Here is a 22,781-nt window from a genome sequence, read left to right on the forward strand (position 1 = left end):
TCTTACTATTTATTTGGAAATGAGAGCAGTTCATGATCACCATCAACATTGGTACAATTGGTGAGAATATACTTTTTAAACGCTTCTGTTTTAAACACCATATTTTTGCAGTTAAATTTTCCAATAAACTTTCCATCTACACTATTCGAAACATGAATGTCTTTTCCATTGAACGTTAATGTTGTTACACCGCGTTGTCCCTCTATCCCATACTGAACATAATTAATTTTGGCTTCTTTTTGATTCTTTACATTTTCTACAAATCTATTTATGCCTTCCAGATTTTGAATATCATTATGTTTATTTATTACTTCCTCCATATTATTGGGAGAACATCCCACTATTCCCAAAACAATAAGAAAGATCAATAAAACCTTCATATTTTCACCCCTCTCCTTCTTAGACGTGAAGACTTTTTTAAAAGTTACTTTTAAATCGAATATAGAAAAAAATGAAAACCACATAAATAACCGTCGCACTCACAAAAGTTATTAGATTAAACTTAGGAGAAATAACGTAACCAAACACTGCTTGATTTTGAAGAGTGTTGACCTGGTCAAATTCAATTTGGGGTAATATAAGCTTGTTTTTATATAGCCTATTAAAAACAAAAATACAAAATATATTAAGTGAATGATGACTGAACCAAAAACTGCTTTAAATATTATTCTCATATCTGACTCCCCTATTTTTGATTGTTGTATCAATTCATTCCTTGGTAAGTTTCTTCTGTTTTTGTTATGATTTTCCTATAAGAATATCACTAAATTACAAGGGGACTTTTATGTATGAGACGCGGGATATCACTGCTTATAATAGCAACACTTCTTTGGGGTGGTAATTACATATGTGGAAGGTTTTTAGGACAGGCATTACCCTCAACTTTACTTAATACAATACGTTGGGCTATTTCTACCTTAATACTTGTAGGGATTATGGCTTTTTATAAAAAGAAATTGCCTGTTTTCTCAAAATGGAAGGAACTTCTCGTGCTAGGCTTCTTCGGTGTGTTTGCATTTTCAACCTTGAACTACCTAGGTTTAAGGTCAATAAGTGCCTCACAGGCTGGTATGATTTCTGCTGGTATACCAGTTGCAATCTTGATTTTTACACCCATAGTTTTAAAAGAGCAAGTTAAATTAAAAGCATGGATGGGTACCGCGATTTCCATTGCTGGCGTTATTATTTTGCTGCAAGGGAAACACCAGGCTCATTCACAGGGAACAATCATTGGGGACATTGAAATTGTCTTATCGTGTTTGGCTTGGGGGCTGTATACCGTTCTCGGTAAACGGTATGGAAAACAGATTGACCCGCTAACAATGACTGCAGGTTCTGCCTTCTATGGCACAATTCTAAGTGCCATCAGTTGTATTGGTACTGTAAAAACAAATATGATCCACATGTCAGCCAACGCTTGGCTCGCAGTTCTTTATGTCAGTACATTCGCATCAGTAGGGGCTTATTTCTCGTGGAACGCTGGTGTGAAAATTGTTGGTGCAGGAAAAGCCGCCCCATTTATTAATCTGCTTCCAGTATGGACAGTCATTTTTGGTATTCTGTTATTAAATGAACAAATATCTTTGATGTCATTAATCGGTGGAATTATTACAATTATAGGTGCTGTTTTGGCTAGCCTGTGATAATCCTTTCTTTCTTTCAGGAAAATAATCAAACAGGCAAATTTTGATTCTCCGAAAAAAATTCAAATGAAAATTATTGCCTTCCGACCCTGTATCGCCCAATCAAATTAAAGCATTTTATTATATAATATGTATAAATTAAGCCTTCAACCAGCCAGTTTATCTTAGGAACCTTGAAAGGTTCCTTTTTTAATGGATAAGAAAGTGTAAAGTTTTACCTTTTAAATTGTCTAGCTCCAGCGCTCAGCGAGTTTTCATCTTTGTAAAGCTTCCTTGAATATCTTGCATCAAGTATGACCTCTAGGTGATACTTGGTGCAGCTAGTGTCCATCCCGCTTCTCCCTACGATATGTCAACATCGAAATGCTTTGCATTTCGTTTATCCTTTATCTCAGTCGAAGTGGAGGCCCACAGGACGTGGCGACGTTAGCCTTTCTTCAAATGGCCATACGTCGGTGAACGGGCGCTTGCGCTCTTCTTATTCACACAGAATATCAAATGGCATTTTTAAAGAAACTACACCTTTGTCAATAAGAAAGTACTTCTGCTCACCCGTTTACCTCTTCCTTACTAGCATGAAAGCTTATAAGTCTTACTGTTTTCATTATTGGGTTATATTACGAATAATTTATTTTCTTTAAATTGGGGAAAGAAAAAAGTAATAATAAGTTCTTAGTTTTCAATTAAAAGATAAAAAACTGCACACTAATTTCTATGTGCAGTTTTCAATTAAATACATATCGGAGACGGTGAAACCCAATAATATGAATTATGACCAAATCTCAAACTTACTTTATTAAATTAATTTTCCCTTCAACTCTTCAATCTGAGCAAGATGTCTTTTTTCATGTAACCCAACAAACGGTATCCATTGTTTTAAACTTAAATCACCAAACGCCGGATGCGGAAAGGCCCGCTTTTTTAATAATGATTTATCAGCATCATTCACCAGCTTAGTTAAACCTTCTCTTGATTGTGAAAGCTTATTTTTCATTTCTTCTAGAGTAATAAACTCGTTGGAAGGAACCACAAATGATGGTGCGCCTATTTTTGTTGATCGAATAACCGCTAATTCAATTGGCTTAGGATCTACAACCTTCTCCTTTCCAGTTGCCAATTCACGAGAAATTGATTGAGTAATTACCTGCTCCATTAAATAAAGGTGATCTAGCACCTGCATTATCGACCATCTGTCCTCTTCCAACTGCTCATTCAATTGTTCGTCAGAAAGACCTCTCACAGATATTAAAATTTCTTGTCTAATTTTATTATTTTCTTCCATAGCTCGTTCACACCCATTCCAAATTTATAATTTTATTAAATCTAAAAAAGCTCTTTTGATTCCATTTTAGTAGAGTGTAAACATCTTAAGTTTTATTTATTAGTAGGTACTTCGGTCTGTAACTTATTGTTTCAATTTTCCGTTTCCCTAAATTCATCTTTTTCATAAAGGTCTGCCCGCATATCTTTGTTTTAAAGCTATTTTCTTTCTTACAAGGTATATAATTAAATGTATATAAAGTATGTTATCAGTCGGATTTGATTCTATAAGTTCTTTCTATTCTAACAAACTCGCAAAGCTAAATTCAATTTTCAAAAAGACATCTCTGATTAAAAAGGAATGCACATGGTCGAAAGTATAACAACTAGGTACGCAAACTTCCTTTTAACCAGGCACGGGGGCGGTATGGACCAACCGGAATTTGAATTAAGCTGGTCTTTCCCCTCGAACTAATTTTATAAAGATCATCACATTGATTTGCATCGAATCCGAGCAGTGGATGACCTCCCATTCCTAAGGCACACGCCGACAAGAGCAGCCGCTGAACAAGAATGCCGGCTTCCATCTGCTGGATGCGATATCCTCTATATCCTAATTTCTTAATAAGGTAATCCTTTTCTCCAACGGCATGCAAACACAGTGGGACTTGATACAAATTAACATTTGGCATGGTTAAACCAAATTGTAAAAACTCCCTATAATCCCCTTCGGTTATTCTGTTAAGCGAATGGGTGCTATAGTCATAAGAGTAGGCACCATTTGGAAGTCCCTCTACGTTATAAAAGGTGCCATACAAAGAAACCCGATTCTCAACATTCTCATCTGTGTCATCAAGGTCATTCTGATAAATGAAGGTATATGTTTCATTTAACAATGCTGATAATTGTGTTTGACTCACTTTTCCGATAGTAAAATCAATATCTGGAGAATACCGCTTTCTGCAAACAGAGGCCAGGTCGTATGAAAAAAGCTCCTTACGTGGCAGCAAGACAATCTCAGTATCTAACGCATGTTTCACACTTTTCTTTTGGTTTATCTTCACAAACGAGTTCGTTGTTTCATACATTGATGCTTCATTAAGTTCTTTTAGCACAGGATAATCCATTACTCTCTTTGATCGGTTATAAGAAGTATGCTTTAATAAGGCAACTTCACTGCTCAAGTCATCGGCAGAAATCTTTTCTTCATTTTTATGAACACCATCCGCACAATTGATTAATTGATGAATCGATAATGGAATTATGGCGTATACACTTTCATCCTGTTCGGATAGTCCAAGCAAATGATTGATAGCCCGGTCAAGAAATTGATAGCAAACCCGATTGGAGAAGCTCATCTGTTTCGCCACTTCTAACAATTGCCCAATCAGAACTCCTGCATCTAAGCCCTGGAGCCGGTATGAAAAGTTATTATACTTATAAAAATTTTTCCAAAACACAGTTGAAATAAACACAGCTCCAAAACAGTCTGAAAGATCGCTTCCATTTCCCAGACTTCTGGATAAGTAGGAATCATAATTCCCTTTTCGAAGCAGGATGAGGCGGTGATGAGCGGCACTGTAATGATAAATTCCTTCTGGCACTTCCTCCAATTTTAAATAAACGTATAATTCACTTGGATACAACCCCCCGCCAGAGGGAACAAAACGGCGCAAAGACTGGTTCCTCTCTTCTGCAGAACCTCCGGAATTTGCAGACTGAGAGTATTGAGTTATACCATATACATACCACAGGAATTGACCTACCTTTTTCAGACTAGGTTTGCCATCAAAAGCCCGATGCGTAATTGATAATGGCACCTCTGGCGGAAGCGGATACTCAGGCAAGCCTCGATACAATTTATATGAAAGGGGCGCATCTTCCCAATCCACCTCCCAATCCGGCGGAAAGATTTTTTCCGTATCAAAATGAAGGTTGTGTAGAAAAGTTTCAAGCTTCAACATTTTGCCTCCTGCTCTCCCATTATGGGAACGGATGAGGATATGGATTTAGCTGTGCATACGATAACGGCTGCTCCTTAAATCCAAGCTTCTTCGGCACCGTAAGTACCCTCTCCAATCCTTGTAAACGGGTAAGGTGATATCCAAAGGTCATTGGCAGCATTCCAGGAATTATGACCTTAACGCAGTATAATCCATTACGTTTCGTTATCGGAGACGTTTGGTCAACTACAATAACCTCAAGGTTTAACTGTCGGAACCTCATAAGAATATCCTGGAGATCATCCTTCAAATCCGGATTTTCAGGAGTCTTCTTAAATTCCTCTGCAAACGTACGTAAAGGACGATGATCCTCCAAAATAAAACTGAGCCGTTCCTCTGCTTCCCTCAAACCGTACAGCATCCCGTGGTCATCCATATTACGAACCGCGAAAGGATCAAGCAGCATTCCTTCATATTTCTTACGATTTTCCTCTAATTTTTCATCATGCCTATACATCATTCCCGCAAGCTCGTATATCGTGCTTTTAACAGCCTTTACAGGATCAGGGTTAGCACCGGCTGCACAAATAAGGTTCAGGCCCTTGGATTTTCTGTTTTTTGCCACTGCCCATACACTTGGAATACCGTGTTCCATCGTTGAATTGTAAAAATGAAGGTCATATCCAGTTACGTCACGAATTCGGTCGACCATCAGCTGTAATTCCTTATCGTTAGAAGATCTAAGGTCTAGTTTCGGAAGGGGGAGTTTAGCATACCAGGTTAACAAAAATGAGTCTCGTTCGACGACCTCCATAATAGCATGGAAAATAGCTTCCTCGAGGCTTCCCCCTAAAGCACATCCGTTGGAGGTTTCATAAACAAAACCCTCACCATGGCCTAAACTGTAATAAGCGAGTAATTCAGGTACTAGTACCGGCCTTTCCTGTAAAAATGAATATCCCCAGACCCAATTCATTGGCTGATTCGGAAGAAATGGTTTAAATGGGAAATCAGGCTTTTCATATTGTTCCTTTTCATGTAATCCTACTCTTAAAGGATTAAGGGCTATATCCCTTATATTTTGATAACTATCGTGAACTACAGTTTTTTTGCCTCTTGGCTCAATCCCGCAATATCGCTCTAACCCCTCTAATATGGCAGTGAGTTCACTCATCTCATAAGAGTTGGACCTTCCGGCTACTCCCTCGTTCGCTCCAAACAAAGGCATGTTTACATAGACATCAGCAAATGGCAGAGTGACATCCTGCATTTTCCCATTCATAACCCCAGTTCGAAAATCCAGATAATCTTTCACGAGTACTGTTTTAAATTCATCCATCGAACGGCATCGGTAACCTTCACGATTGATTTTAGGACTGGATTGTAATCTAATTTGAGCTAATTCAGGGTTGTCTTCCGGTAACGGACTGCAGTTCGGGCACTTTGGATCAGGCAGAAAAATGTGGCTGGAGTTTATTAACGTCCTTAGGTTCGTGATGTATATTCCTTCTTCTAGGAAAGTATGATTACCGTTAAGGATCTTTTGTACTTCGTTTTTTAGCAGCAATGTCATCTGCAATAGTCCCGTACGGGATGACCATGCATCCCGCTTTATCCCTCCTTTTTCGGCCATTATCATCTGAAGCTGCCACGTCTCTTGCTGTTCAGGTCCAGCTGTCATCCTCCGTAATTCTGCACAACGAGAACATCCCGGTTTATTTGGTCGTACTAACGGTCCAATGATTCCCTCCCCAAACATGACGAAACCCATAACCCACGGGATTCGCAGGGTCCGGAGTTTTTCTTCCGCCTTTTGATGTTCAGATGGATACCAGGCATCGTGAAGCACAAGAGCTAACTCCGTTTCTATAGTTACTTCTTCCAAATTGCTGATTCGGCCAACCTTATACTGCTCGGACAAATGTTCATGGACCCATTCTGCTAATAAGCCATCTCCGTAAATTTGAATTTGAGCAGCCATCAGGATTCCTCCTCTCGTAACTGCACACCAAAGACCCCAGCCAATTCATGCTTTAAAAATGGTTCGAATGAAAGATCATAAACCATGAGTCTCTTGTTTTTTCTGTTCAGATTCTTAATGGAGGTTTGTAATAGCTGAATATGTGTTAGTTCATCCAAAGAAGGTATATCCAGTTTGAAATCCTTTTCATTTAGGTAAACCGTTGATTCCGTTCTCCAGTCAATTGAATTAGGATCTTGATGATTCAAAAGCGCATTTTGCAACGCCCCCCTTAAGGCCAGAGTTGGATTTAAGCCTGGACTGCTGTATCGACGGCCATCCGTACAGACCCAAATCACGGGGAATCCCATAACATCTTTTTCAAAACCTATAACCGGTGCACCATTTAAGGAAGTCAGAGCGTTTAAATAATAACTGCAGCGCTGATCCTCTATTTTTCCCAAGTGTACACGAAAAGAAGTGTAAAGATGATCTCTTGCACTGTTTCTCAATTCCTCCTCTAATTTAGCTTGCAAGCCCCTGCAAACAGCTTCTTCGATGGTTTCCCCAGCACCTATGCCCATTGATCCAGAGGCACTTTTTTCTTTCTGACTTTGAAATTCGCTGATCAGTTGTGAAACATACAGTTCAATCCCAGCTAATCCAGCTTCCCTTTTGGCCTCCTCATGTGTAAAACCCGAACAAACGACCTTTGGCAGTAGCTCTGCAGGTCCTTCTGACAATGGGTTGACTGTTTGAACATAGCACATGGGAAGAGGAAGCTGTTTTAAGTTTCTTTCCTCCCAAAGGTGGAATATCCCTATTTCTTCAGAAGTTAATAGACTAAAATGTTCCAGGAGTCTGCTTGGCTCCTCTTTTTTATTCCTCTCTTGCTCAATTCTTTCATCAAGGTTTTCCACCAGTCTAGGAGAAAAACTTATGTTTGCAGCCAATGGATGCGGCAGGAATGATATCCAGTCCCCTTCCAGCGTTTCGAGGTTTAATAAGTAAATTTGATTACTTTGATTTGAACCTGCAATTCCAGTGGCTTTTTTGAAAAACTCAAAAACCGTCACATTTGTTAAAATGGAAGCGGCAATTGGTGAGAATGTTTGCAGCTGAACATCTGGCCTCAATGCAGATTGATGGATACGGCGCCATGCGGACTCCCAGCATCCATCAGATTCGTGATGAACCAAAGGCCCAGCAAGTCCCACCTGTTCCAGACAGATTGCGGGCATAAATACCTTCTTTTGATTTTTACAAACCATATTCAGATTTCTAAGTTCATCTACATCCGATGAAGCATATAGTATCCAATCATATGGCTGAACAGCCTTATGCCAAAAGCTTTTCTCCTCCACTCTTTTAAATGGAATCTGCTCGACCATCACCTCAGAGTCATCCTTCCTGGCATTGTGAACCAGTTCTTGAATACGCACTTGATTTGCAGTCTCAAAATCAGTTTCTATAAAATGGAATTTAGGAAGTCCCGATTCAAGTAATGCGGATGCGAGCGAAACCAAAAAAGGTCCAGACCCGACAGCCAAAACTTTTGCCTGTCGATATTCTTGAAAACGGTGTGCTGCTGAGTCCTTAAAATTTTCGATAAACTCAATTTGTGACGCATACTTTCCAAGCACAAAGCGATTTAATTGGTGTGGTCTATCTTTGCTTATATCTCGAATATAACCATTCTTGTACAGCGCCTCTCCAATCTCATATATCCTGTTCTGATAGGGAAGCGTTAATCCCTCTGTAAGCTCTCCCAATGTCAGCTCCCCGTTAAACATTGGCATTAGTTTTTCAATCCATTGATAAATTGTTCCTCCTTCCATTCGGAATGAACTCATGTTATTTCTAAAATACACGCCACCTTGTGGATCAGGCAGATAAAATGTATCCCTTTTTACCTTAAGACGTGAGTATGAGGTCAGATTTTCCATTCAGCTCCTCCTTCATTCAACGTTCTTAGTAATCACTATTATTCTATGTACTTTTATTTGTCCATTATGATTAACGAACAAAAGGCGCAAGTGCCCCGATCAAATGATGAAAGGCTAAAATCGCCACGTCCTGTGGCAACGCCTTCCTGACCCACATCCTCGAAAAAGCAAATGCTTTTTCTTCGTGCGATGCTTAAGCTGCCGAAGTTTTCCTTGTCCTGTGGGCCCACAACAGGCATAAGACGAATCACGTAGTCATCCTCGGAAAAGCTAAAGCTTTTCCTTCGTGCGATGCGGATGCTTCCGAAGTTTTCCTTGTCCTGATTTCTGAAGTGATTTGGCTTATGACCCCGAGGGGCTGGGCGTTGGAGCTGGATTACAATAACCTAGTTCAAGTTATCCACAAGGTAAAAATCTATAATTTCCTAAACGACAAGAAAGTGCCTCTGCATTATGCAGAGGCACCTTCTTTTAAGTTTATATTGAAACCTGTCACCAGCCTCCCCAGCAGTTAAAACAGCTCGAACAGCTAAAACAGCTAAAACAGCTGAAGCAGCTAAAACCGAAACCGAAACCGCCGCAACGGAAGCCACCACAGCGGAAGCCGCCACAACGGAAGCCGCCGCAACTAAAGCCACCACAACGCATTCCGCCGCACATCATGCCGCCACAACGCATACCGCCGCCACAACGCATACCGCCAAACTGGCGCTGATCTAGGCTCGGATCTATAGGAATTAATTCACCAACTTGAAAGTTATCCATTCCCAGCATTTGAAGGTCATTTTGAAAATTTTGCATTTTTTCCTCCCCTTTATATTTAAATTTCTGATTAACTAACCTTGAGAGCTGAAGAGTTAATTTGTTGTTTTGTAACTGAACTTTCACATTTCAGGTGTGCTCTCTCCTCCAAAATATGTTAACTTTTAGGGCGTTGTTACTGATTTAAGTGCCTATTTCCTTAAACAGCTTAGATTGGGCTTTATTATGCTCTTCATCATTTAACCTTCAAGGGAAATTCTGGTACCCCTTTTTAAGTAATGAATTACACGCTTATTTCATAGGAAAGGCTTAAAATTTCACAAGGAAGGCAGTCGGCTTAGAAAGAGAATTCTACTGTAAATTTTGAACCATAACTATATAGTTGGAGTAGTAAATCAACTTTTAAGTTCTTCCTTAAGTGAAAAGGCTCAACTATTTGCAAAGTCGGTTTCGCAATGGAATCAGCTAATTTTGATAGTATTTTATTTTATTATTTTTCAAACTTTGGGTATTTGTAAAACTATCTTGACTTCGAGGTTTTTTATTGGCAAAGGGCATGAACAGAGCTTATTGTTATTTTTAAATCGTGATTCGGATCCTGAGGAACGGCTACAGGTGATTGATAAAATTAAAATGCCGGGATATAAGAGTACTGTGGTAATGGCACTTTTTTTGCAGAATATCCTTCAAGAAATCTTATTCCAAATATTAATATAAGCAGGGTTAATACTAGAAGCAATTTATTATCTTTACTTATTAACATACTTCTTCCGTTATAATTATCCTTACTAAAAGCCCTCTTCAATTTGAAAAGGGCTTTCCACCATATATCATTTAAATGTTTATTCTCAATATAAAAACCCATGTCGGTAATTTCGTGTACATATAATTACAATTGCATTTATTCAACCGTTTAATCCAGCTAACTTATTTACTTTGAAAAAACTGCCTTTGATGGCAGCCAGAACAAAGTTATGTGGTTAAAGAAGCCTCTTTAACTTTGGAGACAGTTGTTTTTTTCTTAATTACTATAACAAATAAGCTTGCTAATAAGCAGAATATCCCTGCGAACAAAAACGCCCACGTATAAGAATTGAATATCTTATATATAAGACCTCCACAATATGCCGCTACTGCTGCACCAGCCTGATGCGAAGCAAAAATCCAGCCATATACTACTCCACTTTTTTCAGTACCAAAAATTTGTCTTGAGATACTAATAGTTGGCGGAACCGTAGCAATCCAATCTAATCCGTAAAATACTGAAAAGATAATCAGAAGGGTGACAGACCCTTTAAAAAGTGCAAAAGGAAGTAATACCAAAGATGCACCTCTTAGACTGTAGTACCAAAACAATAACCACCTATTATCAAAACGATCTGACAACCAACCGGAAAGAGTAGTTCCAGCCAAATCAAAGATTCCCATAAAAGAAAGCAGAGATGCAGCGGTAACTAAGGGAACCCCATAGCTAATACAGTAAGAAACAAAGTGAGTACCAATTATTCCACTTGTTGAAAGGCCACAAATAAAGAAACTGCCAGCTAAAAGCCAAAATTCTTTCACTTTAACTGCTTCGAATAAACCATTAAAAGCAATAACAATAGGATTAGTTTCCTTATATCCTTGATTGCTCTCCTGCATTTCTTCTTCCATCCCATATGGAAAAATCCCAATATCCTTTGGTGTACTTTTCATAAACAATATAATGATGATTAACATAACGAAACTCAAGGTCAAAATTAAGCCTATAGCCCAACGCCATGAATAATTCTCTATCACCATAGCTAGTATGGGAAGCAGAATTAACTGGCCGGTCGCTGTGCTTGCTGTTAGTATTCCAACTGCAAGTCCCCTTCTTTTTACAAACCACCTATTCGCTATATATGGACTTAGCACTGTTAAAAATAATCCGGAACCTAGGCCAATGATAATTCCCCAAATAACAATAAGCTGCCATGAGTTTTGCATCTTAAGTGTAAGCAGCGTCCCCGTCAACAATGTGGCCATTGAAATTATCATTATCTTCTTTAAGCCCAGCACTTCAATTAAAGCCGCCATAAAAGGACCTGATATACCGTATAAAAACAAACCAACAGCGAAAGAAAGAGAAATAACGGACCTATCCCAGCCAAATTCATTTTCAAATGGTTCAATAAAGACCCCTGAAGATGATCTTACAATGCCAGCAACAATAATAGATAAAAAAGAAATGAGCAGGATAATCCAGCTATAATGAAATCGTTTCAAAACATCACTCCACTCTTAGTAATAATGTTAAATTTATTATAATGTAGAAAACTGCCAATTAAATACCTTGCAATACATATTATCAAAAAATATATTCTATTAAATTTTAAAATTATAAACTGTATTAAAACATATGAATGAACAAAAGATTAAGATTGTTTATGAGCCTAAATCTTAATGACAAAGGAAAAGTCCTGCTTCAGTAGCCATGATAAAGAAATTAGTGTTTTTACAAAAGAATAACGTATGAAATTTCCTATTTCTTTCATAAAAGGTGTTACACTTATTTTAATATGTACTAGTACGAAATCATTTTGTTTTGGACTGAGAAAAAGCTTGCTGCTCGTTTATCTGAATTAGATTCAAACCGATATCGTGATACTTTGGAGATTTCTTCTTTAAACTTTCAGCTTGGTCAAAGTGAGAAATCGGCTCAAAACCGCCTTTATCTGGCAAATAGTCAACAATACATATAGTAAAAACTTGGTTTGGACGGGATCTCTACGCCTGGTATCAGCTGCCATTTCAATCCCTCATACTTAAAGTGGTTGGAGTGTTTGATTTTGGGATATCGGATGAAGGCCACAACTCGGGCATTGAGTCTTTGTTATATATCAACGGAAGTCCGTATCAAGGTGTGGATGCAAACCACAAGGAGGTCTTCTTTTCAGAAGATCTCTCTGGTCAGGACGTTCAGCTGGACTTTCGTTTATGGTCCTGACTTGAAGGAGGCGGACTCACCACTGAACAAGTACATACATTTAAAAAGGCTGACATCGGATGGCTTGATGGAGCCGAAGATGATTTATTTTTCACAATTTTTTTCTAAGTAAATAAGCACCGAATTGGTGCTTATTTCTTAAGCCTGTAAGCTCTTCTTTCGGCATATTCGGAACAACTCAGGCATAGTTTTAATCGCTTTCCTTTGTCATTAATAAATGTTCTTAATGGTTTAATTTTCCTTTTACAGATATCACATTTATTATTAAATATATTTAAAAACCCCATAATAACCCTCTCTTAATTCCCATTATTCACATGGATATGCCATCCTGCATGAAAGTGTCACTTCTTTATGGAACAAAATCCTACTTTCTTTTTGTTCTTCAATCATTTTTCTCTGGAGAGAAATATCGTTTTTTCTATGTGATTAACTCCACCGATGATATGATAATGTATAAACATTATAGGAGGTGGATGAATGTCATCTATCATTTTTATGGCCCTCTATCGGCCAAAGCCAGGAAAAGAAAATGAACTAAAAGAAATTTCAAAAGGACATACTTCAACATTAAGGGAAGAAGGTTTAATTACAAACCGCGAGCTGCTTACACTTCAAGCAGAAGATGGAACTATAATTGAAATAGCTGAGTGGAAATCGAGTGAAGCTATTGAGAAGGCTCATCATTCAGTAAAGGTTATGTCAGTTTGGAATAAGATTAGCTCGGTTGCTGAACTGACCAATCTATCCTCACTTGCTGAAGCCCAGGTACCTTTCCCCAATTTTAAACCAATAAATAGTTAAATAGCTTGGCTTTGCCCAAGCTATATTTTAATGTGCTGAAGTTTTAAGACGGTTTTTCCATATTGTAAATCATTGCTTCCAATTTTTTAATGGTTTTCCAATTACGGGATGTTACAGGGACCTTTAATTTTTGAAGCTGATTTGAAATCTTTGAATCCAGGATGCTTTTACGTAAATATAGATAGACATCTTTTCCTCTTATGTAACATTCTTCGCTTTCACTTTTAAATCTCAACAGCTGTTCAATGACCTCTATCAAAGGTTCCTTATCAAGCAAAGTAAGATGTATACTTTCTCCTTCTTTTAAGTCTTCTTGGTACGGACAATTCCTCATTACTTCATTCCACTCAGCTGCTGTTCTCAATATAACCGGTACTGAAAAACCGAATGTGTTTTTTATTTCTTCATGAATTAGTGATTGTAATTTTTCTGCAGCATTGTCTGATTGAAAAACAATATTGCCGCTTTGAATGTAAGTTTCCACTTTTTTAATGCCCATATTGAAGAACATTTTCTTTAAATCTTTCATCTTAATGATATTGTTCCCACCTACATTAATCCCTCTTAATAACGCTATATATATCGTCAACGAGAGCAGCTCCTTCTTATTTCATTTATCCGGATATGTTTCTTTCAAGTGCTTAATTGACTGCAATATCAATGCTTTTAATACATCAATATTTATATCCGATACCTTATTGATATAGACACACGCTTTTCCTGCTTTGTGTTTTCCAAATTCCTTTAATAAATGTTCTCGCTGTTGATCCCCAGTTGCAAAGTATAAGCTGATTTTTGCTTTCCGTGGTGAAAAGCCAACTAACATGGAATCGCCTTCGTGACCTGATTCGTATTTGTAATGATAGGAGCCAAATCCGATAATACTGCCTCCCCACATTTTCGCCTCATACCCCGATGATTCAGTGAAAATATCTAACAATTTATAAGCATCTTCTCGTTTTTTTGGCTCTACAGCATTTTCAATAAACTCTATCACACTGTTTTTGTTTTCTATAGTTTTGAATTCGTACATCGAAATCCTCCCCTTCTTAATCCCTGTATTTTCCAAATGCTTATATGTATTTTATACCAATTTTAAAAATAAAAAAATCCCTCCTACTCGCTGTAGGAAGGAAATTATCTTATACTGCAACTTCTTGCTTCATTTTCTTTACTATTTCTAATGACTTGATGTGGTAACCATCTATTTCAAGAATTTTAATATCATAATTCTCATAAGAAACGACAGTACCTTCTTCTATATCGATGTTTTGGGATAATATCCATCCGCCAATTGTGTCGATATCTGTTTCTTCCATATCCAATCCAAAAAGATCATTTATTTCATCAATCAGAACTTTTCCGTCCACAATTGTTTTATTTTCACTAATTTTATTGATCTCTGGTACTTCGTCTGCATCAAATTCATCACGAATTTCCCCGACTATTTCTTCCAAAATATCCTCAACAGTTACTAATCCAGCCGTTCCCCCGTACTCATCCATTAAAATCGCCATATGGACGCGGTCTTTTTGCATTTTCACTAATAACTCCTGGATAGCAATCGATTCTATTACCTGAATGACGGGTCGGGCAAATTCATTAATCGAGGTTGTTACATCAATTCCACTGATAAATTCTGTTAAAACCTCTTTCATATTGACCATACCTACAATATTATCTTTTTCTCCGTCCATAATGGGATATCTAGTATAATTTTCTTCCGTCACAACCTTAAGGCATTCCTCTAAGGATTGGGATTTATCAAAAGCCACAATTTCAGTCCGGGGCACCATAATTTCCTTGGCTGTCCTGTCATCAAACTCAAAGATATTATTCACATATCTATATTCGGACTGATTGATTTCTCCATTTTTATAACTATCGGAAATAATGATTTGAAGCTCTTCCTCTGAGTGTGCATTTTCATGTTCTGAAGCTGGTTTTAATCCGAATAATCCTGCAACAAAACGGGCCGAGTTATTTAATGCCTTAATGAAAGGATACATTATTTTATAAAAAAGAATCATTGGCCTTGCAAAAAGAAGCGTAACTGTTTCCGCTTTTTGAATAGCAAACGTTTTAGGAGCAAGTTCTCCGACGACTACATGAATAAATGTTACTACTGCAAAGGATAATATTATTGATGTAATTCGTGAAACAGATTCCGTTACATTCATATAAGCAAAAAGTGGATGAAGGATATGTTCAACAGTGGGTTCCCCCAGCCATCCTAATCCCAAAGCGGTAACTGTAATCCCCAGCTGACATGCTGATAAATACTCGTCAAGATTGCTTACAATGGTTTTTGCTGCTAAAGCACTTTTATTTCCTTCAGCAATGAGCTGATCAATACGTGATCCGCGTATTTTAACAATAGCAAATTCATAGGATACGAAGAATCCCGTGAATGCAATTAAGATTGCTATGATTAGCAAGTTTATAAGAATCAATGGTCTCCTTTCTTAACACTTAAGGTTAAGTAAGGAATACACCTCCTAGTAATATAAAAAATTCTAAAAACCTTCTACTTTTCCAAATAATAATAACAAAGTTTGAGCCAACGCAATTCCCTCTAGCGAAAGCTTGCTTACCAGCACTTCTTTTTGATTATGGTTTAATTTTTTAAGGATTGGCTCCATAACCATAATTTCCTCTTTAAGGTGCTGCATGATACTGCCAATCTGATCAAAATGCTTTTCTACTTTTTTATTATCAATACTGCCATCTGTCTTTAATAATTCGATTAAAGACTTTATCTCCTCAAGTGGCAGATTAAGATTTTTATAGTGTTCAATAAAATTCAAAATCTGGATGCTCTCTTCCCCGTACAATCGATAATTGGAGTCCGTCCTCGTAGGGCTGAGTAAGCCGATTTGAGTATAATAATCGATTGTTCTTTTGGAGATATTCATTAACTTAGCTATTTGACCAATTCGATACAACTTCCCAACTTACTCACCCCTCACATATTTATTATAATTTTACTATATTTATAACCATACAGTCAACGTGACAGTTAATCACATGGTTTCCTTCTTATGACAGAAACTTCTAAAAAAATTGATTTAACAGCTTTAAAACTGGAATGTTTATTAAAAATCAGGGAATTATAGGGGGTAAGAAATGGCCTCTGGTCAATTGTTAAAAATGTAAACCCATTGTAAAGTTTATGTAAATTTTTCAATAAGTTTCTTCCCTGAATCGGGAAACTTAGCTACTATAACATTTGTGACATATTAGTCATTAAAGAATTTGGAGGTAATATAATGGCCAAAAAGAAGGACAAGTTCGCAAATTACTTAACTGAGATTTCCTTAAATTTAAAAGAAAGCGCTGATTTCTTTTCAGATTACAAATTAAAAAATGTCAGCGATCTTAAGATTTTTTCAGAAAAAATGAAGGAATATGAAACTAAAGGCGATACCTTCGTTCATGAGGTTATTCAGGAATTAAATAATGCCTTTATTACTCAAATTGAACGTGAAGATATTCTGGCACTAACCATGAGTATGGATGATGTGTTGGATGGTCTGGAAGGAACTGCGGCTCTTTTCGAAATGTATTCCATTACTCAAGCTGATGAGTACATGCTTAAATTTGTTGATGCGATTAAAAATTGTTCTTCTGAAATTGTTGAAGCTATTAATTTGCTTTCGGCAAAAAAACTTCCTCAAATTAGAGAACATGCAATCAAAATTAAAGACTATGAATCAAAATGCGATGGAATTTTACGTGAATCCATTAAACATTTGTTTGTGGTCGAAAAAGACCCCATCAAGATTATTCAATATAAAGAAATATACGAGGAACTTGAAGATATTGCTGACTACTGTCAATCAGTAGCAAACACATTAGAGACAATAATTATGAAGAATTCTTAATTCCTTAAAATCTGGAGGCTGTAATGTCAATCATTATAACTATTATTTTCCTTGCCTTAATCTTTGAATTCATTAATGGCTTTCATGATACAGCTAATGCAATCGCCATGTCGGTTTCGACAAGAGCTCTCCCCCCTCGGTTTGCTGTTTTTTATGCAGGGGTTTTAAATTTCATCGGTGCCATTACTTCTCAGGCTGTTGCAAAGTCAATTGGAGGAAAGATTGCTGATCCTTTTAAGATTGAAAATGGTTTAGCCATCGTTATTGCGGCTTTAATTGCCGCTATTATTTGGAATCTTGTTACTTGGTACTTTGGAATCCCTTCATCATCGTCACATACATTAATAGGTTCGGTTGCTGGAGCTGTTATTGTAGGGTCGGGGTTCCATTCAATAAATTGGGTGGGATTTACTGACATTATTAAAGCATTAATTATTTCTCCCTTTCTCGCTTTTATTATTGGATTTATTCTCATGAAAATCCTAAGAGCATTATTCAAAAATGTAAATCCTCACCGTGCGACACGCGGCTTTAGGACATTCCAGATTATTGCCGGCGGGTTAGCGGCTTTTTCACACGGAGGAAATGATGGACAGAAAACAATGGGTATTATTGTTTTTGCCATGGTAGCAGGTGGATTTCAATCTACACTGGACGTGCCGCTCTGGGTCCAAATTATCTGTGCAGCAGCAATGGGTATAGGTACAATGATAGGCGGAATGAGGATTATTAAAACTGTTGCAAAAAGACTTTTTAAAGTTCAGCCAATAAATGGATTTGCTGCAGATTTATCTTCTTTTACCGTCATGCAGGGTGCTACCATGTTAGGCCTTCCAGTCTCCACAACTCATGTAGCTTCATGTTCTATTTTGGGCGTTGGTTCTGCTAAGAGATTCAAGGGCGTAAACTGGGGTGTAGCTGGAAAAATGGTTATCACTTGGATTATTACACTGCCTATATCCGCTGCTATTGCAGGTATAATCATTTCAATCATGAAACTCTTTATGTAAAACTTTGCAAGGGACATCAAAAGGTCCCTTGTTTATTTCAGTCCCAAACATTAGTACCCCAAACGAATTTCACGAACTTAAATGGTGTCATTAAATCCCCAAATGATTCTATAATCATTAAAGGGGTCACTATGTTCTTTTTTGTCACCCCTAATCCTTCTAATATCATAAAAGGGGTCACTATGTTTCCTTTTAGTTACCCCAAATCGTTCTAAAATCATGAAAGGGGTCACTATGTTCCTTTTTAGTTACCCTAAATCGTTCTAAAATCATGAAAGGGGTCACTATGTTCCCTTTTAGTTACCCTAAATCGATCTAAAATCATGAAAGGGGTCACTAATGGAACGTGACTATTCATAAGGCTTTCTGCAACTAACTATAATTCATTTCTCAAAGATATAGACTACCCCATTGTCTGGCCGTTTGAAATTCGGACCTTTAAATCCCCTTTTAAGCAGCTCTCTTCTCATATACATCATCACTCCGCCATGGCCGACGATCAGTATATTTTCTTTAGAACTTAAAGCCTGGTCCAAAACCCTGTTTATTCGATTTATAACATCTCTTTTTTTTTCAAGCTGTGATCTATGATTAAACAGCCATGCCAGCCTAATAAAAACCAGGTGGACAAATAGCGGCAGCTTAAGATTTGACCTAAAGAGCGGGGATAGCGGAATTTCCCTCAGCTCCTCCATATAGATGATATTTCCGTTATAACACTTCTCAGCTGTTGTTTGTGCTCTTGGCATATCGCTTGAGAAGCATTTTTCCCATTCGATATTGCGTAAATCTACTTCTATTTCTTTTACCTCCGATTGGTCATACTCATTTATCCAATCCATTAATTCGTTTGATGTAACAATTTTATTCGGATATCCTCTGGTTACTTTAAAATGACGAATTAGCCCTACTTTCAAGTTTCTATTTCCCCTTCACCTTTGTCTCTCTAGCAACTTGAATTTTACCAAAATATACCACGTCAATTCAAGTCTTTACTTAAGACAAAAGGCGCAAGCGTCCTACTTTAATGATGAAAGGCTAAATACGCCACGTCATGAGGCAACTCCTTTCTGACCCACTTCCTCGAAAAAGCTAAAGCTGACGAAGCTTTCCTTGTAGTGCTGGATTATAATCACCTTGTTCGGAGTGATCCATAAGGTGAAAATCTAAAGTTTCTTAAAGCACAAAAAACCGCCTGAAATAGACGGGTTTTAATTGAATTATTTCATCCCCATCTTTAAGAACAAAACGATTCATTCATAGAGGAGATATGACTTGAATACTACCTTAAGCTGCGATAGTAATGAACCAGCTCGATTACCATCGCTCCCATTCTTTCGTTTTCTGGAACAACCACCCTATTAATCCCCTCTTCTTTTAAGGCCTCTGCTGTTACTTTTCCCACTGCAACAGCTACAGTATTTACTTGAAAAGCACTTAAAAGATCTGCCAAATAGTCCTTTTCCCGAGCAAAATCAAAAAGGGATCGGACCTGTGTAGCAGTAGTAAAACAAACCGCATCCATCTCTTTTTTAATAACTTCTCCACAAAGTTTAGCGACCGTTTCGGTTTCCGGAAGTATATGCCGATAGGGAAGAATGAATGAAACCTCAGCTCCTCCATTCTCCAGAAATTTAATTAGTGCTGGAGCCTTTTCCCCATGGAGTTGAACCATTACTTTTTTACCAGAAAAATCAATTTCCTTGAGAGATTCAATAAGGCTCCTTGTAGTCCCATCATCATCTCTTACTTTAGGGGTAATTTCGAGTTTTTTTAGTGCCGACAGTGATTTATAGCCTCTCGATGCTATTTTAGATTCTCGGATCCTTCTTAAAAACCGTTCCTTAACCCCCATTTTTTCTGATATGTTCAGCAGCGTTTCTATACCAATTCCAGTGGTGAAGATAACCCAATCAGCTCCCTGATCAACAAATTTCAAGAGTTCTGGTTCTACTTCCTTCTCAGCTAAAAACACTGTTCCCTGAAGGGAACGCACAACGGGTGTCCCTCCTTGTTTTTCTATCAGTGTACTCATTTCATCCGTTTTCCGAGAAGCGCCAATTGCAATTCGTTTCCCGAATAAATCTTTTTCCATAAAAGTCATCCTTTTTTCTAGTAATTAAATGGTCTAAAACTGATCTCTCTTAAATATTTTAAAGTAACGATACTATATTAGCTTTTTATGTATCCATTCTATATGAAATAGGTGATGCCAAAATGTTCGTTGTATCTTTTTTTGAAAACAGAAATCTTTTATTAACTCAGCTGCTGAAGCGTGTTCCATCCGAAGGTGAAGATCTGAAAATTAAAGGGCGGAAAGCAAAGGTTTCAAGTGTTAATAGTATTAACGAAAAAAACGTTCAAGTGCAGGTTGTTTTAGAGACAGTTAATAAAAATAAACTTGTACTGGATAATTCAAAAAAGAAAAAGAAATAATTTTTTGAAAAATTATGAAGAACGCGCATCTGAATTGTGCGTTTTTTTATTTTGTTTAGCTTACAGTTTTAATCTCTTTCTCTAATAAAATTTGATAGAGTTCCACAAGTCTATAAATCTCATAGGTTGGGAGAATATCAGTATTATTTGGTTTCATTTTCCCGTTGAACCAGCATGTGTCCAATCCTGAAAGCCTTCCGCCTTGAATATCGGCGCTTAAAGAGTCACCAATAATTAATGTTTTTTCGGCGTTAAAGTTTGGAATCCTCTCAAAAGCATAATCAAAAAACTCCTTCATCGGTTTTTGAAATCCTGTATCTTCTGAGACGAATATATCCTTAAAAAATGGATACAAACCTGAGTCACGCAGCCGCTTATCCTGTGTTTTTGAAACACCATTTGTTACAACAAATAAATCGTAATGGTTATACAGTTCTTTTATTAATTCAAATGCACCATTTACAAGTTGATGTCCTTGATTTAAAAAACTGCGGTAGCTTCTTTCAAGTAGTTCTCCGTCAACTTCTATTCCATACTCACTGAATAAAAGCGAAAAACGTGTGTTCACTACCTCATCACGAGATTTTTTCCCTTCTTCAAAAGCCTGCCAAAGTCCCCAGTTTATTTTTTGATAATTTTGCTCCAGTTCTATTGTAAAAGGGAACTTTTGCTCTTCCAAAAGCAAATTTAATGCCAATTTTTCTGCAGACCCAAAATCAAGTAATGTATCGTCCACATCAAATAATAAAGTCTCATATTTTTTCAAAAGATATCTCTCCCGTTTTAATCTTGCTGTTTATCTATTATATTCAGCTTACCGTTTCTAACGGCCTCTCCTTCAAATTATACTGCTAAACAAGGGTCACTACCTTACTTTTAAACGAATATTTTGTCTGAATATACGAAAAGAACGTTTGCTGATGCCTTAGTTTTGCTTATCACACTTAAAATGGCAAATCATGTGCCTTTCGCCTGACTAGGACATCTCGGAAAAGCGGATGCTTTTCCTTCGTGCGATGATATTGCTGACGAAGCCTGCCTTGTCCTTTCCATCCTGCGTTTACAAGTTACGCATATAAATTCTGATGAGCTAAAAAAATCCTTCATAGGCTGTATGAAGGATACTGATCATTCATTATTAAGAGGAACGCTTTCCTCAATAGATATTGCTCGCAGGCAATATATATACATATACAGTAAATTATCCTTCAATTACCATTTAGGAATCACCTATTTTTTAGTGTGTCTTTTTTATTGGTAATTATGTTTTTAAAAATATTTCGCATTATATCCATATATATGAAGGAATTCGGTTTAAGGCTTCAGCAACCTTTTCTTTTAAATTAGAATTATCATGGAGTAATTCCTTAATGGTTATTTCCCCTGTTCTTAAATTCTTTGAAATTACATTCACAAATTCTTCTTTAACTCCAGGTAAAAGTCCCTCTAAAAACATGCTTTGCAATTCATCCGCAACCATTTTTTCTTTCATTCCATGAATCCTCCTAAAAAGTTTAGCGGGAAGGAAAAGTTTCCCTCCAAAGAAATTTTAGTCTGTTTATCTTACGATAAAATATGCTGATTGTTCTTATTTTTTTAGAAATAAGCTCAATATTTAAATGTCACAACGAAATAAATATTAATCGTTTAAATAAGTTTTTAATAAATCGTTATTTCTATTTCCTTAATTTCTCAGTCATAAACTTGAGCATGCATAAAACCAATAATTATGCATTCAGAGTTATTAAATACCCATTATTTACAAGTATTTATTCTCTTGATAATAGGGACATTAAGATTACATACAAAGGAGGTGAAACAACATGGCAGGAGGTAATAATAACGATCTATTAGTATCAGGAGCTCAACAAGCAATTGATCAAATGAAATATGAAATTGCTCAAGAATTTGGTGTCCAACTAGGAGCTGAGACTGTTTCTCGTGCAAACGGATCAGTAGGTGGAGAAATCACTAAACGTCTTGTTTCTATGGCTCAATCTCAAATGTCTGGATTCGGCGGAACTACTCGCTAATACAATTAAATAACATGGCTACAGGCTGTCTGCGAAAGCAGGCAGCCTTTTTAGTATACATATTTTACTTAATTTTATTATCTAGCTTCCTTGGTAATCAAAATTTTTTTATGATGATGGCTTTTCGTG

The 22,781-nt window shown here is 37.1% G+C and carries 22 protein-coding genes; 6 read left to right on the forward strand and 16 right to left on the reverse strand.

Annotation, left to right across the window (positions count from 1 at the left end; all coding sequences use genetic code 11):
- Positions 1–5 precede the first annotated feature (5 nt).
- Positions 6–380: a DUF4362 domain-containing protein gene (locus G8761_RS09830; RefSeq protein ID WP_166026052.1), complete on the reverse strand. Its 375-nt coding sequence runs from the start codon at positions 378–380 to the stop codon at positions 6–8.
- A gap of 408 nt (positions 381–788) precedes the next feature.
- On the opposite strand from G8761_RS09830, the gene G8761_RS09835 reads away from it, so the two are divergent.
- A complete protein-coding gene (locus tag G8761_RS09835) occupies positions 789–1,643 on the forward strand; it encodes a DMT family transporter (RefSeq protein ID WP_166026054.1) in 855 nt (284 codons plus the stop codon).
- 796 nt (positions 1,644–2,439) lie between these two features.
- Here G8761_RS09835 and G8761_RS09840 read toward each other — a convergent pair.
- The 7 genes from G8761_RS09840 to G8761_RS09870 all read right to left on the reverse strand — a co-directional run bounded on the left by G8761_RS09840 (position 2,440) and on the right by G8761_RS09870 (position 11,764).
- Complete coding sequence (locus tag G8761_RS09840; protein WP_166026056.1) at positions 2,440–2,925, reverse strand: DinB family protein; 486 nt, start codon at positions 2,923–2,925, stop codon at positions 2,440–2,442.
- 364 nt (positions 2,926–3,289) lie between these two features.
- The gene (locus G8761_RS09845) at positions 3,290–4,864 is read right to left on the reverse strand and encodes a SagB family peptide dehydrogenase (protein WP_166026216.1); all 1,575 of its coding nucleotides are present in this window, start codon (positions 4,862–4,864) and stop codon (positions 3,290–3,292) included.
- Positions 4,865–4,886: 22 nt separating this feature from the next.
- The gene (locus tag G8761_RS09850; RefSeq protein ID WP_166026058.1) at positions 4,887–6,827 is read right to left on the reverse strand and encodes a TOMM precursor leader peptide-binding protein; all 1,941 of its coding nucleotides are present in this window, start codon (positions 6,825–6,827) and stop codon (positions 4,887–4,889) included.
- Entirely contained in the window at positions 6,827–8,752 is a 1,926-nt protein-coding gene (locus G8761_RS09855; RefSeq protein WP_166026060.1) for a putative thiazole-containing bacteriocin maturation protein, read from the reverse strand. The genes G8761_RS09850 and G8761_RS09855 overlap by 1 nt, the downstream gene beginning before the upstream one ends.
- A gap of 53 nt (positions 8,753–8,805) precedes the next feature.
- Positions 8,806–9,003 (reverse strand): hypothetical protein, encoded by a 198-nt coding sequence (locus G8761_RS09860; protein ID WP_166026062.1) that lies wholly within the window; start codon positions 9,001–9,003, stop codon positions 8,806–8,808.
- Between the two features lie 241 nt (positions 9,004–9,244).
- A complete protein-coding gene (locus tag G8761_RS09865; RefSeq protein ID WP_207789174.1) occupies positions 9,245–9,640 on the reverse strand; it encodes a heterocycloanthracin/sonorensin family bacteriocin in 396 nt (131 codons plus the stop codon).
- A gap of 846 nt (positions 9,641–10,486) precedes the next feature.
- The gene (locus G8761_RS09870; protein WP_166026064.1) at positions 10,487–11,764 is read right to left on the reverse strand and encodes an MFS transporter; all 1,278 of its coding nucleotides are present in this window, start codon (positions 11,762–11,764) and stop codon (positions 10,487–10,489) included.
- A 1,201-nt stretch (positions 11,765–12,965) separates the two neighbouring features.
- Between G8761_RS09870 and G8761_RS09875 the strand changes: the two genes are divergently transcribed.
- A complete protein-coding gene (locus tag G8761_RS09875) occupies positions 12,966–13,289 on the forward strand; it encodes an antibiotic biosynthesis monooxygenase family protein (RefSeq protein WP_166026066.1) in 324 nt (107 codons plus the stop codon).
- A gap of 43 nt (positions 13,290–13,332) precedes the next feature.
- Here the strand turns inward: G8761_RS09875 and G8761_RS09880 are convergent, their stop codons facing one another.
- From G8761_RS09880 to G8761_RS09895, 4 genes are all read right to left on the reverse strand, one after another.
- Positions 13,333–13,878 (reverse strand): DUF1697 domain-containing protein, encoded by a 546-nt coding sequence (locus tag G8761_RS09880; RefSeq protein WP_166026068.1) that lies wholly within the window; start codon positions 13,876–13,878, stop codon positions 13,333–13,335.
- Between the two features lie 21 nt (positions 13,879–13,899).
- The gene (locus tag G8761_RS09885) at positions 13,900–14,322 is read right to left on the reverse strand and encodes a DUF1801 domain-containing protein (RefSeq protein ID WP_166026070.1); all 423 of its coding nucleotides are present in this window, start codon (positions 14,320–14,322) and stop codon (positions 13,900–13,902) included.
- A gap of 109 nt (positions 14,323–14,431) precedes the next feature.
- Entirely contained in the window at positions 14,432–15,742 is a 1,311-nt protein-coding gene (locus tag G8761_RS09890; RefSeq protein ID WP_166026072.1) for a hemolysin family protein, read from the reverse strand.
- 63 nt (positions 15,743–15,805) lie between these two features.
- Positions 15,806–16,234, reverse strand: coding sequence for a MerR family transcriptional regulator (locus tag G8761_RS09895; protein WP_166026075.1), 429 nt, complete (start codon positions 16,232–16,234; stop codon positions 15,806–15,808).
- A 321-nt stretch (positions 16,235–16,555) separates the two neighbouring features.
- Between G8761_RS09895 and G8761_RS09900 the strand changes: the two genes are divergently transcribed.
- Entirely contained in the window at positions 16,556–17,173 is a 618-nt protein-coding gene (locus G8761_RS09900) for a DUF47 family protein (protein ID WP_166026220.1), read from the forward strand.
- Between the two features lie 23 nt (positions 17,174–17,196).
- Positions 17,197–18,183, forward strand: a complete 987-nt coding sequence (locus G8761_RS09905; protein WP_166026077.1) for an inorganic phosphate transporter — start codon at positions 17,197–17,199, stop codon at positions 18,181–18,183.
- Between the two features lie 383 nt (positions 18,184–18,566).
- Here G8761_RS09905 and G8761_RS09910 read toward each other — a convergent pair whose 3' ends face one another.
- Both G8761_RS09910 and G8761_RS09915 read right to left on the reverse strand, forming a co-directional pair.
- Complete coding sequence (locus tag G8761_RS09910; RefSeq protein ID WP_166026079.1) at positions 18,567–19,100, reverse strand: histidine phosphatase family protein; 534 nt, start codon at positions 19,098–19,100, stop codon at positions 18,567–18,569.
- A 365-nt stretch (positions 19,101–19,465) separates the two neighbouring features.
- Positions 19,466–20,278 carry a uroporphyrinogen-III synthase gene (locus G8761_RS09915; RefSeq protein ID WP_166026081.1) on the reverse strand — a complete coding sequence of 271 codons (813 nt, stop codon included), beginning with the start codon at positions 20,276–20,278 and terminating at the stop codon, positions 19,466–19,468.
- 122 nt (positions 20,279–20,400) lie between these two features.
- On the opposite strand from G8761_RS09915, the gene G8761_RS09920 reads away from it, so the two are divergent.
- Positions 20,401–20,619 carry a hypothetical protein gene (locus tag G8761_RS09920; protein ID WP_166026083.1) on the forward strand — a complete coding sequence of 73 codons (219 nt, stop codon included), beginning with the start codon at positions 20,401–20,403 and terminating at the stop codon, positions 20,617–20,619.
- A gap of 55 nt (positions 20,620–20,674) precedes the next feature.
- Here G8761_RS09920 and G8761_RS09925 read toward each other — a convergent pair whose 3' ends face one another.
- Together G8761_RS09925 and G8761_RS09930 are read right to left on the reverse strand one after the other, a co-directional pair.
- The gene (locus G8761_RS09925) at positions 20,675–21,385 is read right to left on the reverse strand and encodes a YjjG family noncanonical pyrimidine nucleotidase (protein WP_166026085.1); all 711 of its coding nucleotides are present in this window, start codon (positions 21,383–21,385) and stop codon (positions 20,675–20,677) included.
- Positions 21,386–21,904: 519 nt separating this feature from the next.
- A complete protein-coding gene (locus tag G8761_RS09930; RefSeq protein ID WP_166026087.1) occupies positions 21,905–22,111 on the reverse strand; it encodes a hypothetical protein in 207 nt (68 codons plus the stop codon).
- A 331-nt stretch (positions 22,112–22,442) separates the two neighbouring features.
- Between G8761_RS09930 and G8761_RS09935 the strand changes: the two genes are divergently transcribed.
- Positions 22,443–22,652 (forward strand): alpha/beta-type small acid-soluble spore protein, encoded by a 210-nt coding sequence (locus G8761_RS09935; RefSeq protein WP_166026089.1) that lies wholly within the window; start codon positions 22,443–22,445, stop codon positions 22,650–22,652.
- Positions 22,653–22,781: the final 129 nt, after the last annotated feature.

The organism is Neobacillus terrae (assembly GCF_011393025.1).
Classification (GTDB): Bacteria; Bacillota; Bacilli; order Bacillales; family Cytobacillaceae; genus Neobacillus_A; species Neobacillus_A terrae.

Bases quoted from the DNA above. Each gene is read 5' to 3' on its own strand.
- G8761_RS09855 (WP_166026060.1), bottom strand. From the start codon at position 8,752: ATGGAAAATCTGACCTCATACTCACGTCTTAAGGTAAAAAGGGATACA.
- G8761_RS09885 (WP_166026070.1), bottom strand. From the start codon at position 14,322: ATGTACGAATTCAAAACTATAGAAAACAAAAACAGTGTGATAGAGTTT.
- G8761_RS09935 (WP_166026089.1), top strand. From the start codon at position 22,443: ATGGCAGGAGGTAATAATAACGATCTATTAGTATCAGGAGCTCAACAA.
- G8761_RS09920 (WP_166026083.1), top strand. From the start codon at position 20,401: ATGTTCGTTGTATCTTTTTTTGAAAACAGAAATCTTTTATTAACTCAG.
- G8761_RS09905 (WP_166026077.1), top strand. From the start codon at position 17,197: ATGTCAATCATTATAACTATTATTTTCCTTGCCTTAATCTTTGAATTC.
- G8761_RS09840 (WP_166026056.1), bottom strand. From the start codon at position 2,925: ATGGAAGAAAATAATAAAATTAGACAAGAAATTTTAATATCTGTGAGA.
- G8761_RS09850 (WP_166026058.1), bottom strand. From the start codon at position 6,827: ATGGCTGCTCAAATTCAAATTTACGGAGATGGCTTATTAGCAGAATGG.
- G8761_RS09830 (WP_166026052.1), bottom strand. From the start codon at position 380: ATGAAGGTTTTATTGATCTTTCTTATTGTTTTGGGAATAGTGGGATGT.
- G8761_RS09930 (WP_166026087.1), bottom strand. From the start codon at position 22,111: ATGAAAGAAAAAATGGTTGCGGATGAATTGCAAAGCATGTTTTTAGAG.
- G8761_RS09915 (WP_166026081.1), bottom strand. From the start codon at position 20,278: ATGGAAAAAGATTTATTCGGGAAACGAATTGCAATTGGCGCTTCTCGG.
- G8761_RS09875 (WP_166026066.1), top strand. From the start codon at position 12,966: ATGTCATCTATCATTTTTATGGCCCTCTATCGGCCAAAGCCAGGAAAA.
- G8761_RS09835 (WP_166026054.1), top strand. From the start codon at position 789: ATGAGACGCGGGATATCACTGCTTATAATAGCAACACTTCTTTGGGGT.